Source organism: Pedobacter sp. KACC 23697, from assembly GCF_045348445.1.
In the GTDB taxonomy this organism is placed as follows: domain Bacteria; phylum Bacteroidota; class Bacteroidia; order Sphingobacteriales; family Sphingobacteriaceae; genus Pedobacter.
On sequence record NZ_CP157485.1, the window covers coordinates 662,236 to 679,287 of the forward strand.

13 protein-coding genes are annotated in these 17,052 nt (G+C 39.6%); 9 read left to right on the top strand and 4 right to left on the bottom strand.

The features are described 5' to 3' along the window. Positions 1-54: 54 nt before the first annotated feature. Both ABEG20_RS02700 and ABEG20_RS02705 read right to left on the bottom strand, forming a co-directional pair. Positions 55-861 carry a helix-turn-helix domain-containing protein gene (locus tag ABEG20_RS02700; RefSeq protein ID WP_406825859.1) on the bottom strand — a complete coding sequence of 269 codons (807 nt, stop codon included), beginning with the start codon at positions 859-861 and terminating at the stop codon, positions 55-57. 189 nt (positions 862-1,050) lie between these two features. Then, entirely contained in the window at positions 1,051-1,989 is a 939-nt protein-coding gene (locus tag ABEG20_RS02705) for a malate dehydrogenase (protein ID WP_406825860.1), read from the bottom strand. Between the two features lie 145 nt (positions 1,990-2,134). Between ABEG20_RS02705 and ABEG20_RS02710 the strand changes: the two genes are divergently transcribed. From ABEG20_RS02710 to ABEG20_RS02745, 8 genes are all read left to right on the top strand, one after another. After that, positions 2,135-2,587, top strand: coding sequence for a lipocalin family protein (locus tag ABEG20_RS02710; RefSeq protein ID WP_406825861.1), 453 nt, complete (start codon positions 2,135-2,137; stop codon positions 2,585-2,587). A gap of 862 nt (positions 2,588-3,449) precedes the next feature. Continuing rightward, positions 3,450-7,883, top strand: a complete 4,434-nt coding sequence (dnaE, locus tag ABEG20_RS02715; protein ID WP_406825862.1) for a DNA polymerase III subunit alpha — start codon at positions 3,450-3,452, stop codon at positions 7,881-7,883. 156 nt (positions 7,884-8,039) lie between these two features. Then, positions 8,040-8,360: a thioredoxin gene (gene trxA / locus ABEG20_RS02720; protein WP_039482143.1), complete on the top strand. Its 321-nt coding sequence runs from the start codon at positions 8,040-8,042 to the stop codon at positions 8,358-8,360. Positions 8,361-8,487: 127 nt separating this feature from the next. After that, a complete protein-coding gene (locus ABEG20_RS02725; RefSeq protein WP_406825863.1) occupies positions 8,488-9,702 on the top strand; it encodes a PQQ-dependent sugar dehydrogenase in 1,215 nt (404 codons plus the stop codon). 468 nt (positions 9,703-10,170) lie between these two features. After that, positions 10,171-10,701, top strand: coding sequence for a hypothetical protein (locus tag ABEG20_RS02730; protein ID WP_406825864.1), 531 nt, complete (start codon positions 10,171-10,173; stop codon positions 10,699-10,701). Between the two features lie 399 nt (positions 10,702-11,100). Continuing rightward, the gene (locus tag ABEG20_RS02735; protein ID WP_406825865.1) at positions 11,101-12,018 is read left to right on the top strand and encodes a DUF58 domain-containing protein; all 918 of its coding nucleotides are present in this window, start codon (positions 11,101-11,103) and stop codon (positions 12,016-12,018) included. A 67-nt stretch (positions 12,019-12,085) separates the two neighbouring features. Continuing rightward, a complete protein-coding gene (locus ABEG20_RS02740) occupies positions 12,086-12,547 on the top strand; it encodes a redoxin domain-containing protein (RefSeq protein WP_406825866.1) in 462 nt (153 codons plus the stop codon). A 3-nt stretch (positions 12,548-12,550) separates the two neighbouring features. Continuing rightward, positions 12,551-13,069, top strand: coding sequence for a DsbA family protein (locus tag ABEG20_RS02745; RefSeq protein ID WP_406825867.1), 519 nt, complete (start codon positions 12,551-12,553; stop codon positions 13,067-13,069). A gap of 60 nt (positions 13,070-13,129) precedes the next feature. On the opposite strand, the gene ABEG20_RS02750 is transcribed toward ABEG20_RS02745, so the two are convergent. Beyond that, on the bottom strand, positions 13,130-13,582 hold the full coding sequence (locus tag ABEG20_RS02750) for a hypothetical protein (protein WP_406825868.1): 453 nt from the start codon (positions 13,580-13,582) through the stop codon (positions 13,130-13,132). Between the two features lie 396 nt (positions 13,583-13,978). On the opposite strand from ABEG20_RS02750, the gene ABEG20_RS02755 reads away from it, so the two are divergent. Then, on the top strand, positions 13,979-15,715 hold the full coding sequence (locus ABEG20_RS02755; protein ID WP_406825869.1) for a thiamine pyrophosphate-dependent enzyme: 1,737 nt from the start codon (positions 13,979-13,981) through the stop codon (positions 15,713-15,715). 125 nt (positions 15,716-15,840) lie between these two features. Here the strand turns inward: ABEG20_RS02755 and hppD are convergent, their stop codons facing one another. After that, positions 15,841-16,971: a 4-hydroxyphenylpyruvate dioxygenase gene (hppD, locus tag ABEG20_RS02760; RefSeq protein ID WP_406825870.1), complete on the bottom strand. Its 1,131-nt coding sequence runs from the start codon at positions 16,969-16,971 to the stop codon at positions 15,841-15,843. Positions 16,972-17,052 lie beyond the last annotated feature (81 nt).

Sequence of the window (17,052 nt, forward strand, 5' to 3'; positions counted from 1 at the left end):
CAGCAAAATTAAAGCTTAAATGCCTTGATCTGTTGTACGATATTGCAATTGGATTTAAGCCTTTTTATATTCGGATGGTGTTACGCCGGTAAATCTTTTGAAATGCCTGGAGAAGTGCGCCACATCATAAAAGCCGTTTTCGATGGCAACCTCCATTAAATCAGTTTCTTTATTGAGCAGTTTTTTGCATTTTTCTATCCGCTGTAAAAGGATGTAATGGTTTGGGGTTAAGCCTGTTTCGTGTTTAAATAAACGCAGAAATTTATATTTGTCCAATCCGAAACGTTTTGCGGTGTCGGTTAACGAAAATTTTTCCATTAAATTTTCGCTGATAAAATCTTGAAATAACACCGTTTTCTGCTCACTAAAATACATACTTGAAGCATAACGGGCAACCAGTTTTTCCAGAACATTTAATAACTCCTTTTCGAGATTAAGCGCTGGATTGCTAAAGTGTTCTGATAAATAATGGAAGCGGTTCACCAGGTCACGATCGTAAATGATTTTATCTTCAAAAAAAACATCATGGCCTTTGTTTAAGGTTTTGAGCACATCAGGCGCAACGTAAAACGTAAAAAATGTGTTGCCCAGTTTATTGTCGCATGGGGTTGCATGTACTTCGTTCGGGTTGGTAATGGATAGCGTACCGGTTGGTGCCTGTAAAAATTTATCGTTTAGTTTTGTGTAAAAGGTCTGATTTAAGATCAGCGTAATATTGAAATTATTGTGCGTATGAAAGGGGAAATCAATAGTATGTTTTTTAGCATTTAACAACTCTAAACCATCCAAAATCGGAATTTTATGGTAGGTGCTGATGTTGTGTGTATCAGTTAATATATTATCTATGTATTTGATATTCAATGATTAAAGCTTCTTTTAATATTTTGAGAAAAAATCTTCAACTCGATTAGAAGACCCTGAAACAAGTTCAGGGTGACGATATGCCGGGGAGGAACGGCGAAGCAATCTTAAAGCGCTGGCTAGTATCGATCGTTTTAAGATTGCTTCGCCGGCTGAAAAAGCCTTCTCAGCAATGACGATTCAATAATTTTAAACCAGTTTCATTTCTGCCAGTACACTGTTCATGTTTCTTACCGCATCGGCACTTTTGTTAAATGCCGCCTGTTCATCTTCTGTTAATTTAAAATCGATGATTTTTTCCCAACCGCTACGGCCGATAACTACCGGTACACCTAAACAGATATCTTCCTGTCCGTATTCTCCTTCAAGCGAAACGCAGCAGGTAAATAGTTTTTTCTCATCGCGTAAAATGGCTTCAACCAGCGCCGCACCTGCAGCACCTGGTGCATACCAGGCCGATGTTCCGATTAAACCTGTTAAGGTAGCACCACCAACCATCGTATCTGAAGCGACCTGATCAAGCGTAGCTTTATCCAATAAATTACTTACCGGTAAACTTTGGTAAGTGGCTAAACGGGTTAATGGAATCATGGTGGTATCACCATGGCCACCAATTACAAAACCCTGTAAATCGTTCGGATTACAGTTTAAAGCCTGTGATAAATAAAATTTGAAACGTGAACTATCTAAGGTTCCCCCCATACCAATAATACGGTTTTTGGCTAAACCCAACGATTTTAAAGCCAGGTAGGTCATCGTATCCATCGGATTACTGATCACGATAAAGATTGCCTCTGGAGAGAATTTTAAAATATTTTCGGCAACGCCCTTAACAATCCCCGCATTAATGCCAATGAGTTCTTCACGGGTCATCCCAGGTTTACGTGGCAAACCCGAAGTAATTACCACCACATCCGAACCAGCAGTTTTACTATAATCGTTCGTTACGCCTGTAATTTGGGTATCGAAGCCTAAAAGGGTAGCGGTTTGCATCATGTCGATTGCCTTACCTTCCGCAAAACCTTCTTTAATATCCAGTAATACAAGTTCGTTCGCCAATTCTTTGCGGGCAATATGATCTGCACAAGTGGCACCAACTGCGCCTGCGCCAACAACGGTTACTTTCATATATCTATACTTTTTGGTTCGCTTTCGTTAAATACCTGTCGAAGGTATAAATAAATATAAGGTTAAAAAATGCATTTCAAAACTTTATAATTTAATCCGGGTTTACTTAGTAATTAATAAACTGCAATTTTTGTGCTCATAAATTATGGAAAACAAACCCATTTCTAATATCGATTATAAAGCCTTTGAGGGTAAATGGTATTCGTTATATTCTATACCAACTCTGATGGATAAAAATTGGAAACAGACTACCGAAACATACACATTGGCAGACGATGATCATTTTGATGTCTATACGACTTACCATAAGGATGGCAAACCCGAAGAAAAATCGATCACTTCAAAACTATTTTTTGACGAAGAGAAAGCTGATGGCGATATGAAAGCTCAGTTTTTATGGCCTTTTAAAATCGGTTATTGGATCATAGAGCTGGCTGATGATTATAGTTATGTGGTTGTAGGGCATCCTGATGAAAAATACCTCTTTATTATGGCCCGTGAACCAAAAATGGAAGCCGATTTATTGGTACAAATTATTGAAAGGTGCAGGCAAAAGGGATACGAAGTAAGCGAGTTGGTTAGTCAGGAACATTTTTAACCTGCTCACTTGTCATTCTGAGCGTAGCGAAGAATCTTCTCATTGTTTTAAGTGCTAAAAATTTATCAATTTGTTGTGGAAAGCAATTGCAGAAGTGTTTGGGTGTATGCAGTCACGCCATTCGCTATAGGCCCGATGAAGAATCGGGCGCTGCCGCTGCTGTCGGGTTTAGGTGGCGCGGACTCTGGTACTATCAATCGTAAATAAATCTCAGGAAAAGGATACAAGATGAATGAGTTGGTGGGCCAGCAACATTTTTAACAAATTTTAAGTTGGCGGTTTTCAGTTTCGCATTACTAAAATGTTTACCATTCTGAGGGATAATTTATTATATAAAAATCAATACGGTTGACATCTAAAATTTGATTAGGTAATATTTCGCGAGAGATCGTCATACCCGCGCATACTACTGGATTCTATCAATGGTAAGGGAACCGGACGTTGCTCGGCTACAGCGAAGTAGAGAAATCTGTGTAAAGTAGATCTTTCCACTACACTGCATTTCGGTCGAGAAGACGACTTCTTTTAGGAGAATTAGCTCCTTTTTGCAAAGAATAACTATTTAAAGATTTATTGCATTCGCTTTTTAAATGTGCTTTTTGAAGTTTTGATCACCGCATTTTGTTATCTAAACCCGATAGTAGCGAACACGTAGTAAAGCGTATAGCGGGGCTGAAGACCCGATGAAAAGCTGAATATTCATTTCCAAAAAACAGAGACCTATTGAATGGAGATGATAAGTTTATCCTTACTTCAGTTCTGTTATATTTTGTTGATAATTTACTGACAACTTCAACCCTCAAATTCCCTATTTTTGAAAAACCGTTATTATTTTACAACGGTTAATTCTTTGCCGCACCATATGTACTTAATTTTTGATACTGAAACCACGGGTTTGCCCCGCAATTACAATGCACCCATTACCGATACGGATAACTGGCCACGTTGTATACAGATTGCCTGGCAGCTGCACGATGAGATGGGGAGATTGGTTGAACATCAGGATTATCTGGTAAAACCAGAGGGGTTTAACATTCCATATGATGCAGAGCGGATCCATGGCATCTCTACCGAACTTGCGATGGAGCAGGGGATTGGTTTCGACGAAATGTTGGCCAGGTTTAACGAAGTTTTAAACAAAGCCAAATTTATCGTCGGGCAAAATGTTGGTTTCGATGTGAACATTATGGGCTGCGAGTTTCACCGTTTCGGTGTAGCCAACCGCCTGGCCGAAATACCTGTTTTAGATACCTGTACCGAAGTTACCGCACAACTTTTACAATTGCCCGGAGGTAGGGGTGGTAAATTTAAATTGCCAACCTTAACCGAATTGCATTCTTATTTATTTGGTGAACCATTTAATGAAGCCCACAATGCTACTGCCGATGTGGAGGCAACTACGCGTTGTTTTCTAGAGCTGATCAAGAGAGAGGTTTTCAAAAAAGAAGAACTGCTTGTTGATGTAGAATATTTCCCTCGTTTTAGGGAGGTAAACCCTGGCCTAATTGAAGGCATTGGATTAAAACACATCAATTTAAAGGCCGCATCCGATGAAATCCGAAAACGCCAGCAGAAAACCGAAGGCAGCGGAATTTCTAAACAAACACTGGCCGATAATAAACAAGAGCTTGCTGCGGCAACTTTTGTGCATTTGCATAATCATACGCAGTTTTCGGTATTACAGAGTACCATCAGCATTTCTGATCTGGTAAAAGCCGCTGCCGCACAGAAAATGCCTGCTGTAGCCATGACCGATCATGCCAATATGATGGGAGCTTTCCACTTTGTTAACCATGTTTTAAACCATAACAAGGCTGCCGAAGCTAAAAACGCTGCTGCTATTGAAGCGGGCGAGCGCCCTACTGAAGTGGTGATGACACCCATAGTAGGGGTAGAGTTTTTCGTGTGTACAAACCATTTAGACCGTACGGCAAAAGACAACGGCTACCAGATGGTATTGCTCGCTAAAAATAAAAGGGGCTATCATAACCTCGCCAAAATGTCGTCCATTGCTTATACCAAGGGTTTCTATTACGTACCCCGTATCGACAGGCAGATTATTGAGCAATATAAGGAAGATATCATTGTTTTATCGGGTAACCTCGGTGGTGAGATTTCCAGTAAGATCTTAAACATGGGCGAAAGCCAGGCAGAAGAGGCGTTGATCTGGTGGAAGGAAATGTTTGGCGACGATTTCTATTTAGAGGTAATGCGCCATAAACAGGAAGATGAAGACCGGGTAAACGAAACATTGATTGCTTTTGCCCGTAAACATGCCGTTAAACTGGTGGCAACCAACAATACTTATTATGTAAATAAGAAAGATGCGAATGCACACGATATTTTACTCTGTGTAAAAGACGGCGAAAAGCAAGCCACACCAATAGGCCGCGGCCGTGGTTATCGTTATGGTTTACCTAACCAGGAATACTATTTCAAATCGGCTGATGAAATGAAGGCACTTTTTGCTGATCTGCCCGAAGCGATTTTAAATATTCAGGATATTCTGAATAAAGTTGAAACCTATAAACTGGCCCGAGAGGTACTGTTACCTAAATTTGATATTCCTGAAGAATTTTTGGTTGCAGAAGATGAAGCCGATGGCGGTAAACGTGGGGAGAATAAATTTTTAAGGCACTTAACCTACGAAGGTGCAAAACGACGCTACGGAACCTTAACCGATGGTGTAATTGAACGTCTGGACTTTGAGTTGGCCACGATAGAAAAAACCGGTTATCCGGGTTATTTTTTGATTGTACAGGATTTTATTGCCGAGGCGCGTAACCTTGATGTATCAGTAGGGCCAGGCAGGGGTTCAGCTGCAGGTTCGGCGGTAGCTTATTGCCTTGGGATTACCAATATCGACCCGATTAAATATGATCTCCTTTTTGAGCGTTTTCTAAATCCCGACCGTGTATCCATGCCCGATATTGATATCGATTTTGATGATGAGGGGCGTGGCCGTGTAATGGATTATGTAATTAATAAATATGGTGCCAACCAGGTAGCGCAGATTATTACTTATGGTACCATGGCCGCCAAATCGTCTATCCGCGATACTGCGCGCGTATTAGATTTGCCATTGTTTGAGGCCGATAAAATTGCCAAGCTGATTCCGAACATGAAGCTGGCCAAAATCTTTAATCTCGACGAGAAAAGCTTAAAAGATGCTTTACGGCCTGATGAATATGAGAAAGTTGTAGAACTGAAACACCTGGGCAGTCAGAAAGATTTAAGTGCCGAAACCATTCAGCAGGCACAGGTTTTGGAAGGATCGTTGCGGAATACGGGGATCCACGCCTGCGGTGTGATTATTACACCGAGTGATATTACCAATTTTGTTCCCGTATCCGTAGCTAAAGATTCTGATTTATATGTTACCCAATTTGATAACTCGGTTGTAGAAAGCGCCGGTTTATTAAAAATGGACTTCCTGGGGTTAAAAACCTTAACCCTGATTAAGGATACAGTGAAACTGGTAAAGAAACGACATGGTATCGACCTCAATCCCGATAATTTCCCGATTGATGATGTAATGACGTATGAACTTTTCCAGCGTGGTGAAACCATCGGTATTTTCCAGTACGAGAGTCCGGGGATGCAGAAATACATGAAAGAGCTTAAACCTACGGTTTTTGACGATTTAATTGCCATGAATGCCTTATACCGCCCGGGGCCAATGGAATACATTCCGAGTTTCGTTCGCCGTAAAAATGGCGAGGAAGAAATTAAGTATGATCTGGATGCCTGCGAAGAATATTTAAAGGAAACTTACGGAATTACGGTTTACCAGGAGCAGGTAATGCTTTTATCGCAAAAGCTGGCTGGCTTTACCAAGGGCGAGGCCGACGTTTTGCGGAAGGCCATGGGTAAAAAACAGAAAGACGTTTTGGATAAAATGAAACCTAAGTTTGTAAAACAGGCTTCGGAAAAAGGTCATGATGCTACCGTTTTAGAAAAAATCTGGAAGGATTGGGAAGCATTTGCATCTTACGCCTTCAACAAATCGCACTCTACCTGTTACGCATGGATTGCTTATCAAACGGCTTATTTGAAGGCACATTATCCTGCCGAATATATGGCTGCAGTACTGTCCAATAACATGAGCGATATTAAGCAGGTGGCTTTCTTTATGGAAGAGTGTCGCCAGATGAGTGTTACCGTATTAGGCCCCGATGTAAACGAATCTGATCTTAAATTCTCGGTAAATGCCAAAGGTGAAGTCCGTTTTGGGATGTCGGCTGTTAAAGGTGTGGGTGAGAAGGCTGTAGAAAGTATAATCGAAGAACGCTCAGCCAATGGACCTTATGCCAGCGTTTATGACTTTGCCAAGCGTTCCAATACGCGTATCGTAAATAAAAAAGCGTACGAAAGTTTTGTATACAGCGGTGCTTTCGATGCATTTGGCGGGCACAGGGCACAGTATTTTTATATTGGCCCAAATGACAAAATGAACGGCATTGAAAAAATTATTAAATATGCCAACGATTTTCAAAACAATGAAAGCACTTCGCAGGCATCGCTCTTTGGTGGCTCAAAGGCCGATCTGATTTTAGAGCCAAGTTTGCCTGTTTCACCAGAATGGGCCTTAATGGACCGGTTGAAATATGAAAAAGATGCAATCGGGATTTTCCTTTCCGGTCACCCGTTGGATAACTATAAACTCGAACTCGATAAATTTTGTACCAATAGTGTTCGGCAGCTTAGTATCATCAATAAGGTACGTATGGGCGATAGCAACGAAGAGGTTTTGGCCGAATTTGAAAAACTGAAAAACCGCGAGCTTTGTGTAGGCGGACTGGTGGTAACGGCATCGCAACGGATTACCAAAACAGGTAAACCTTTTGGAACATTTGTTTTTGAAGATTATGATGATGCCTGCGAAATGGCTTTGTTTGGCGAAGATTTTTTAAAGTTTAAATCATTTTTAACCGAGGGGTATTTCTTACAGATCAGGGGAAGGGTAGGCGAACGTTTCGGAAAAGCCGGCGATTGGGAATTTAAAATCACCGCAATTAATCTCATGTCCGAACTGCGTGATAAATTAGCGAAAAGTTTAACTATCCAGGTACCCATAGAGCGGGTTAACGATCAGTTAATGAGAGAAATTGAGGCCATATTAGCAGACAATAAGGCAAATTCCGAGCAGCAAAACTGCCAGCTTAATTTTGCTGTTTTTGATAGCGAAAAACAGATTATGCTTGATTTGCCTTCGAAGAATTTAAAAATAAACCCCAACAACAAGTTCTTAGAACAATTAATGGGAATGAATGTTGTAAACTATAAATTGAATTAGCGTTCTGCGTTTGGCCCTAAGCGTTTTCGAATGATCTTTACGCTCAACGCCAGCCGCTAAGCGCTCAGCACAATTACTAAAATAATGTCAAATTGGCATTACAGAATTGGTGGCATTACAATTGAATACATATATTTGAACATAAAAAAAATAATTATGGCATTAGAAATCACAGATGCAAACTTCGAGGAGCTTGTATTAAAATCAGATAAACCCGTATTAGTAGATTTTTGGGCAGAATGGTGTGGCCCTTGTCGCATGGTTGGTCCAGTTGTAGAAGAGATCGCTAAAGAATATGATGGTAAAGCGGTAGTTGGAAAAGTAAACGTTGATAACAACCCTCAAATTTCAATGCAGTTTGGTATCCGTAATATCCCTGCTTTATTATACTTTAAAGGTGGCGAAGTGGTTGACAAACAAGTTGGCGCTGTTCCAAAATCGGTATTAGCAGAAAAATTAAACAAGCAATTGGCTTAATTTAAGTTAAAGCAGATACATCAGGGCCGAAAGGCTTGTAACATATTTAAAACCCAGGTTCATATCAGGAATTTGGGTTTTTTATTGCAAACATAATTTTGTTTCTTTAATCAAAAAACTAACCATCATGTCGATTCAATTATTTAATAATAAAACTTTAGTGATTTTATTGGGAGGCCTGGCCCTAAACTGTGCAAATATTGCTTGTGTATCGGCGCAAAATCCGGTTGAAACTAACCCTCCATCTGCTGATTATAAGCCAGCTTTTGCCGGGCAGACCAGAATTGCAGGCGTAAAAACCAAAACACCTTTGGATTTTACAGTCATCAATGAAAAATTGGAAAATCCATGGGCCATATCTGTACTTCCTGATGGCCGGTTTTTAATTACCCAAAAACAAGGTACTATGGTAATTTTAAATGCCAATGGTGAACTAAGTAAAAAGATTACCGGTTTACCAAAAGTAGATCCATCCGGTCAGGGTGGTTTACTGGATGTAACTTTAGACCCAAACTTTGCCAAAAATAGAATGATTTACTGGGCTTATTCAGAGCCACAGGATAAAGGCGTTTTATTAGCCATAGCCAAAGGTAAACTGGCTGCAAACGAAACTTCGATAGAAAACCAGACCATTATTTACCGTGCTACGCCAGCTTATACAGGCAAACTTCAGTACGGATCGAGAATTGTTTTTGATAAAAACGGAAATTTATTTGTAAGTACAGGCGAACGTTCTGGTAACGATATCAGAATACAGGCACAATATTTAAATTCTTCATTGGGTAAAATTTTGCACCTTACCCCAGACGGAAAAGCGGTTGCAAACGGCCCGTTTGCAGCTAAAGCCAATGCCCGACCTGAAATTTATGCCTATGGTCTCCGTAATCCGGATGGTTTGGCCATTAACCCTCAAACGGGCGATTTATGGGAAGCCGAATTTGGACCTAAAGGTGGTGATGAAGTAAACATTATTAAACCGGGAAAAAATTATGGCTGGCCGATTATTACCTACGGAACAGAATACAGCGGTAAAAAAGTAGGAGATGGCATTCAGCAAAAAGAAGGAATGGAACAACCGGTTTATTACTGGAATCCAAGTATTTCTCCCGGTTGTATTGCTTTTTACAACAGCAACAGCATAGCCGAATGGAAAGGTAATTTATTTGTAGGCGGTTTAGGCGGCTCTCATATTATCAGACTGGTGATCAAAAATGATAAAATTGTTGGCGAAGAGCGTTTATTGGAAGGTAAAGGCGAACGTTTCAGAGATATGGTAGAAAAAGATGGAGCACTTTATTCAGTAACCGATAACGGACATTTATATAAGATTGCTAAGAAATAATATTTAATAAAACTGTTTGGATAAATTTTTAATCTGAATATTTAGACCTTGCAGGTTTCAAAACCTGCGAGGTCTTTTTTGTTATATGTCGAAAAAAAAAGATTTTGAGTTAGTTGTTTAAATTGATTTTATTGTTTTAGGAAATGTGCGTTCAGTTTTTCATCGCATTTTCAGTCCCGCTGTCCGTTTGTAGTGCCTGCGCGAGGCCGGCAGCTACCACTACCATCGGGTTTATTTACCACGGATTGTAGCGCTTCGGTACCCACTTAAACCCCTACTGTTGCAGGAGCACGACCTTAGCGAGATGCCGGTTTTTTATGGACAGATATTGAATATATGTAGTGATTAATTACTCTATATCTTAAAAGTTTGGATTGTCAAGGATTTGAAGCAATAAGAATTTTAATTATTTTAAGCCTGTCTAGCGTATTAATTTTCTAATTCACTTGGTAATACAGACTTAAAAAAATGAAAAGTAGCTTAAAAGGATTTTTAATATTATTGATAGCCATTATTTGCAGTAGCTATAATACTTTTCCCGCTTATAAAAATTCAGTTAACGATACTATAGATAGCGTGGCTGGAATCAAGAAAATCAAATCAGATTTTACATTAATCAATAATCAACTGAAATTTTATAAAAAGAAAACGAAAGATGCTTTCGGCATGTCGGCAGAGGGTGGTGTGGTGACCGGCTATTACAATAAAGCTGCACTTAAAAAAATACATTGTGTTTTTTATGGTGAAACCGGAAAGGCTGAAATTGATTACTACTTTAACAACAAAAACTTATTTTTCTTTTATAAAAAAGAGACGGTTTACGATAAGCCGATTTATTTGAAAGATTTTAAAATTAAGAATAGCATAGAAAACCGTTATTATTTGTCTGGCAATAAGGTGATTAAAGCCATAATAAAGCCGAATACGTCATTAGTACTGTCATATGCAGAAATAAAAGCTGAGCTTCAGCCAATTCTGGATATTTTAAATAAACAATAGATTGGAGTATATCAGTTTATATATTCAAAATACAAAAGGTTTTGCGTTGGATATTCAAATAATTTTAATTGTTTTGGGAAATGTTTGTCCAGTTTTTATTGCATTTTCAGTCCCGCTGTCCCACTATAGTGCCTGCATAAAGGCTGCAACTACCACTACCATCGGGTTTATTTACCACTGACAGTTGCACAATCTTGGCCACCTAAACCCGACCGTAGCGAGATGCCGGTTTTTTCAATCGGCAGAAGCGGGGGCGGGGCTACATGAGCCTTTAAGTACTGCAATTGCTTTCCAAATCACTTAAAAATATTCCTGCACCTCAGAACTATGCTTATTGATAAAATATATTTTCGCCATCCAAACCTGATTTTTGTACAAGTATTTTATTAGCTTTACCATATGCAGGTTGTAAACTACGAGAACGAAACAAGTTATGGTAATTTAGAATTGCTTGCCCGGCAAGTGGTAGAGGGCTTTATTACCGGCCTGCATAAAAGTCCTTTTCATGGCTTTTCAGTTGAGTTTGCCGAACACCGTCAATATAATAACGGAGATAACGTTAAAAATATCGACTGGAAATTATATGCTAAAACCGATAAACTGTACAGCAAACGTTTCGAAGAGGAAACTAACCTGCGTTGTCAGTTTGTGATTGATGTTTCCTCATCCATGTACTTCCCCCAGCCTAAAGACAATAAATTGATATTTTCTATACAGGCTGCGGCATCTTTAATGTACCTGTTAAAGAAACAACGGGATGCTTTTGGACTGAGCTTATTTACCGATGAGATCTTGTTCAATTCTACTGCAAAATCCACTACGGTACATCAGAAATATTTATTTGCCCAGCTGGAAGAACTGCTCCAGCAACCAAAGGTAAATGCACGGACCAATCTAAGTGAGGCGCTGCACCAGGTGTCAGAACTGATCCATAAACGTTCTCTGGTGATTATCTTTAGTGACCTGTTTAACACCCAAACCAGTGCCGATAAAACCGATCAGTTTTTTGATGCACTGCAACACCTGAAGTTTAATAAACATGAGGTAGTGGTTTTTAATGTGGTTGATAAAACGAAAGAGGTAGATTTTAATTTTGAAAACCGCCCTTACCAGTTTATTGATATGGAAACCGGAGAAACGATTAAAGTCCATACCAGTCAGGTAAAGGAGAATTATGTCGCAGCGGTTTCTACTTACCGGCAGCAGATTATGCTAAAATGTGCTCAATACAAAATCGACTTAATTGATGCCAATATAAAGGAGGGTTTTTATCCAATCCTGCAGTCTTATTTAATCAAAAGGCAAAAATTGGGTTAAAATTTGTTACAAAACAAGACGGTTTTAGTACTGTTCTATTAATGATTTACATTTTAAGCTTGCTAATATGTTACAAAAAGGCGATACCGCACCAGATTTCGAATTAAATGCTACCCCCGATCAGAAAATAAAACTTAAGGATTTTAAAGGAAAAAATGTGATACTCGCTTTTTATCCTGCCGATTGGAGTCCGGTATGCAGCGACCAGATGGCACTTTATAACGAAATGCTCAAGTATTTTAACAAATATGATGCGCAGATTTTTGGTGTGTCTGTTGATAGTTTCTGGTGCCATTTGGCTTTTGAAGAAAATCGAAAACTACATTTCCCGCTATTGGCTGATTTTGAACCAAAAGGTGCTGTGTCTAAAGCTTATGGCGTATATGATGATGAAGTTGGAGAGAGTAAACGGGCCTTGTTTGTGATTGACAAGGCGGGTAAAATTGCCTGGAGCTATTTGTCACCGGTGGCCGTTAATCCTGGTGCGGATGGTATTTTGGATGCATTGGAAGAATTAAATAAGAAATAAGCCATGAGTATATTAAAACCCGAAATAAACCATCAGGATCATATTCAGGGAGATGAGTCTGCAAGTATTACCATTGTTGAGTTTGGTGATTATCAGTGTCCATATTGTGGCAATACCCACCCGATTATGAAAGAAATTGAGGAAACGTTTGGCCATCAGATCAGATTTGTTTTTCGCCATTTCCCTTTAACAAATGCACATGAATTTGCTTTTCCGGCTGCAATAGCGGCAGAAGCTGCGGGTTTACAAGGTAAGTTTTGGGAAATGCACGATGCACTTTATGAAAACCAGTACCGCTTAAATGCTGAGCTATTTGACGAACTTGCCGAAACCATTGGGTTGGATTTAGAGCAATTTCAGAAAGATAGTGCTTCAGAAGAGATTAAACGAAAAATAGAAGATGATTTTGATAGTGGCGTACGAAGTGGTGTAAACGGAACCCCTTCATTTTATGTAAACGGAACCAAATTTGACGGCGGCGCGACCGATCTTTATCAAATGCTTAAAGAAAGTGCTGAATAAAAGATGCAAATTAGTATCAGTCTTTATATACAAGCCCTTAGTGTTTTCTAAAGCAAGCCTTTAATCGAGCGTAAAATTAACATTTATAGTGAATCTGATTCGAATGTTTTTAATGACGTGAGCCTCGCAATCATCTTCAGCTAAACGCTGGGAGATGGTGAGTAATTGATTAGGTTTTAGGTTAATTTTCTGCTTTATTTCGTAAGACTTATTACAACCTTTAGGTACATGACCATCCAAGATAAATGAAATATCGGTTATTGTTTCTTTGGTTGTGTTTTTGAAAGTGATTTTGGCAAATGTTCCCAAATCGCCATCACGTGTATATTTAATATTTTTTACGTAAACTGTGTTTCGCCTGTTGGTGGTGTCATTTAACATCGGTCTTAATGGTTGTGGACTTTGAACAAAATTGGTTTTAGCCTGCAATGCCGCTCTGCTTATTTCCTTAAGCGGCATTTTTAAAGCTCCGCAACAGACGATCACAAATATTCCTAATACTTTGGTGAGCATAATTTAACTATGTTAATATTAAATGTAAGTTATTGCTTTTTTAGAAATAAAGCGATTGCAAGTGTATCGCTTTGTAAAATTTAAATAAAAAAACCTCATGTATTTTGCAATACATGAGGTATCAGATAAGGGTAACCGGAAAACTAAAAAACTAATTATGAGTTTTTAGAATTTAACAAAATTGAAATCGCTTCGTGTTTTGTTATTTCAAAGGTGCACTTCATTTATGAAGTTTTAGTGAAGAAACTTCATGCAGCTATCATCGCTTTACTGATGTTACATTTGATCTAAAGTCTTTTCAAGGTCAGATTGGTTCTTTTTGCTTTTAGGATAAAACAATACATCAGTTTCTGCTATTTATTAGCTATATAAAATCCATCATTTAAAAATATTTTCATGGGTAAAAATGTTGCAGAACAACTGGTTGAAATGCTGGTTGAGGTTGGTGTAAAAAGAATTTATGCCGTTACAGGAGATAGTTTGAATTATTTTAATGACGCAGTAAGAAGAAATGGCAAGATAAAGTGGATCCACGTACGCAATGAAGAGGTGGGGGCTTTTGCTGCCGCAGCCGAGGCTGAACTTGACGGGATTGCCTGTTGTGCGGGTAGTTGTGGACCAGGCCACGTGCATTTGATTAATGGCCTCTACGATGCACACCGAAGCCATGTTCCGGTAATTGCGATTGCCTCAACCATTCCGACTGGTGAATTTGGGATGGACTTTTTTCAGGAAACCAATACCATCAAATTATTTGACGATTGCAGTTACTATAACCAGGTAGCCACTACTGCCGAGCAGGTGCCCAGGATGTTTCAAACAGCTGTTCAGCATGCCATTCATAAAAAAGGTGTTGCTGTTTTTGGCCTGCCCGGCGATGTAGCCCAACTGGATGCGGTGGAAAGCGTAACTTCTATGCAATTATTCACCAATAAGCCTGTCATCCGTCCGTCTGATCAGGAGTTGAAAGGTTTAGCAGAACTGCTTAATGGTGAAAAGAAAATTATGATTTACTGTGGCATAGGTGCCGCCGAAGCACATGATGAGGTGGTCGCGTTAGCCGCTAAACTAAAAGCGCCTGTGGGGTTTTCTTTCAGGGGGAAGATGGGGATCCAATACAATAATCCTTACGAGGTAGGGATGACAGGGCTTTTAGGGCAACCATCCGGCTACCATGCCATGCACGAGGCTGATGTGGTGTTTTTACTGGGGACCGATTTTCCTTATGTAAATTTTATGCCTGTTAAGAACAAAATTGTGCAAATTGATGAAAAACCCGAACGTTTGGGCAGGAGAGCTAAACTTACCATGGGTTTGTGTGGCAATATCAGCGATTCGATAACTGCATTATTGCCGCTGCTTACGGAAAAGAAAAACGATGATTTTTTAAAATCTCAATTAGAATTTTATCAGAAAGTGAAGGAAAGACAGCAGGTTTATGTTAAAGATCAGGGTGAGGAAAATAAAATACAACCCGAATTTGTGGCCGAAACCATAAACCGCTTAGCGGCTGATGATGCCATTTTTACGGTAGACACCGGGATGTGCTGCGTTTGGGGAGCACGTTTTATAGACGGAACGGGTAAACGCAAAATGCTGGGTTCTTTTAACCATGGCTCCATGGCGAATGCGATGCCGATGGCCATTGGTGCTGCATTGGCGCATCCGGCACAACAGGTCATTGCGCTGTGTGGTGATGGTGGCTTATCGATGCTTTTAGGGGATCTGGCTACCATTAAGCAATATAACCTGCCGGTGAAACTGATTGTATTTAACAACAGGGCTTTAGGCATGGTAAAACTGGAAATGGAGGTTGATGGTTTGCCTGACAATGAAACAGATATGATCAACCCTGATTTTGCCTTGGTGGCACAGGCTATGGGATTTAAAGGAATAACGGTAACCAAACCTGAAGAAGTGGAAACAGCCATTAGTCATGCGTTGATTGAAAATGGTCCTGTTTTGTTAAATATCATGACCAATCCGAATGCTCTGGCCATGCCGCCAAAAATAGAATGGGCACAGGTTAAAGGCATGACCGAATCGATGGCGAAATTAATGCTCGGTGGAAAAATGAGCGAAGTTCTGGATACAATAAAATCGAATTATAAACATTTAGGGGAGGTGTTGTAGGTGATAATTAGCCGTCATCTCGATCCGATAGCTATCGGATGAAGCGAAGCGAAATGGAGAGATCTATCTGAGCAGATCTCTCGACTACGTTGCACTCCGCTCGAGATGACGGAATTACTATTACACTATAAATTACCTCTCAATTCCTGCTCACGTTCCAGCGATTCAAATAAGGCTTTAAAATTACCGGCACCAAAACTCTGCGCACCTTTACGCTGAATAATCTCGAAGAAAAGAGTAGGACGGTCTTCAACTGGCTTGGTGAAAATCTGTAGAAGATAACCTTCTTCATCACAATCCACCAAAATACCCAGGCTTTCCAATAAGGCTATTTCTTCGTCAATTTTGCCTACACGCTCAGGCATCATATCATAATAGGCTTCTGGTGGAGCGCTTAGAAATTCAACACCACGTGATTTTAATTCTTTAACGGTTTTAACAATATCTTTTGTCGCTACGGCAATATGCTGAACGCCTTCGCCCTCGTAATATTCCAGATACTCTTCAATCTGTGATTTCTTTTTACCTTCTGCAGGCTCATTGATCGGGAATTTTGAAAAACCGTTGCCATTACTCATTACTTTACTCATCAAAGCCGAATATTCAGTATTAATCTGCTTATCATCAAAAGATAAAATATTTACGAATCCCATTACATCCTCATACCATTGTACGGCTTCGTTCATCCGGTTCCAACCCACATTGCCCACACAATGATCAATGTATAACAGACCGGCATCAGCAGGTTGATAATCGCTTTCCCAAACACGGTAACCTGGCATAAAAGTTCCATGATAGTTTTTACGTTCAATAAACATGTGCACCGTTTCGCCGTAAGTGTAAATGCCGCTCATTTTAACTTCGCCATGTTCATCTGTTAATGTTTTAGGCTCCATATAGGACTTGGCACCACGTTTTGTAGTTTCTTCAAAGGCACTATAAGCATCATCTACCCAAAGTGCCAATACTTTTACACCATCGCCATGCTTTTTAACATGTTCTGATATGGGATGATCAGATTTTAGTGCTGTAGTTAAAATTAGCCTGATTTTACCCTGTTGTAATACATAAGATGCACGATCGCGCACACCGGTTTCTGGCCCGGCGTAAGCTAAACTTTGAAAACCAAATGCCGTTTTATAGTAATGAGCGGCCTGCTTAGCATTACCTACATAAAATTCGATATAATCTGTTCCGTTAATAGGCAGAAAATCAGGTGCTTTTGATATTTTTTCTGCGAATGTTTGTGTTTCCATTTCTATGTTGTTATTTAAGTCCGAGGTCGGAGGTCCGAAGTCGGTTATGTTATTGTTTATTGTAAAGTCTAAATGTTATTA

Bases quoted from the DNA above. Each gene is read 5' to 3' on its own strand.
- ABEG20_RS02705 (WP_406825860.1), bottom strand. From the start codon at position 1,989: ATGAAAGTAACCGTTGTTGGCGCAGGCGCAGTTGGTGCCACTTGTGCA.
- ABEG20_RS02740 (WP_406825866.1), top strand. From the start codon at position 12,086: ATGTTACAAAAAGGCGATACCGCACCAGATTTCGAATTAAATGCTACC.
- ABEG20_RS02735 (WP_406825865.1), top strand. From the start codon at position 11,101: ATGCAGGTTGTAAACTACGAGAACGAAACAAGTTATGGTAATTTAGAA.
- dnaE (WP_406825862.1), top strand. From the start codon at position 3,450: ATGTACTTAATTTTTGATACTGAAACCACGGGTTTGCCCCGCAATTAC.
- ABEG20_RS02725 (WP_406825863.1), top strand. From the start codon at position 8,488: ATGTCGATTCAATTATTTAATAATAAAACTTTAGTGATTTTATTGGGA.
- hppD (WP_406825870.1), bottom strand. From the start codon at position 16,971: ATGGAAACACAAACATTCGCAGAAAAAATATCAAAAGCACCTGATTTT.
- ABEG20_RS02745 (WP_406825867.1), top strand. From the start codon at position 12,551: ATGAGTATATTAAAACCCGAAATAAACCATCAGGATCATATTCAGGGA.
- trxA (WP_039482143.1), top strand. From the start codon at position 8,040: ATGGCATTAGAAATCACAGATGCAAACTTCGAGGAGCTTGTATTAAAA.
- ABEG20_RS02755 (WP_406825869.1), top strand. From the start codon at position 13,979: ATGGGTAAAAATGTTGCAGAACAACTGGTTGAAATGCTGGTTGAGGTT.
- ABEG20_RS02710 (WP_406825861.1), top strand. From the start codon at position 2,135: ATGGAAAACAAACCCATTTCTAATATCGATTATAAAGCCTTTGAGGGT.
- ABEG20_RS02730 (WP_406825864.1), top strand. From the start codon at position 10,171: ATGAAAAGTAGCTTAAAAGGATTTTTAATATTATTGATAGCCATTATT.
- ABEG20_RS02750 (WP_406825868.1), bottom strand. From the start codon at position 13,582: ATGCTCACCAAAGTATTAGGAATATTTGTGATCGTCTGTTGCGGAGCT.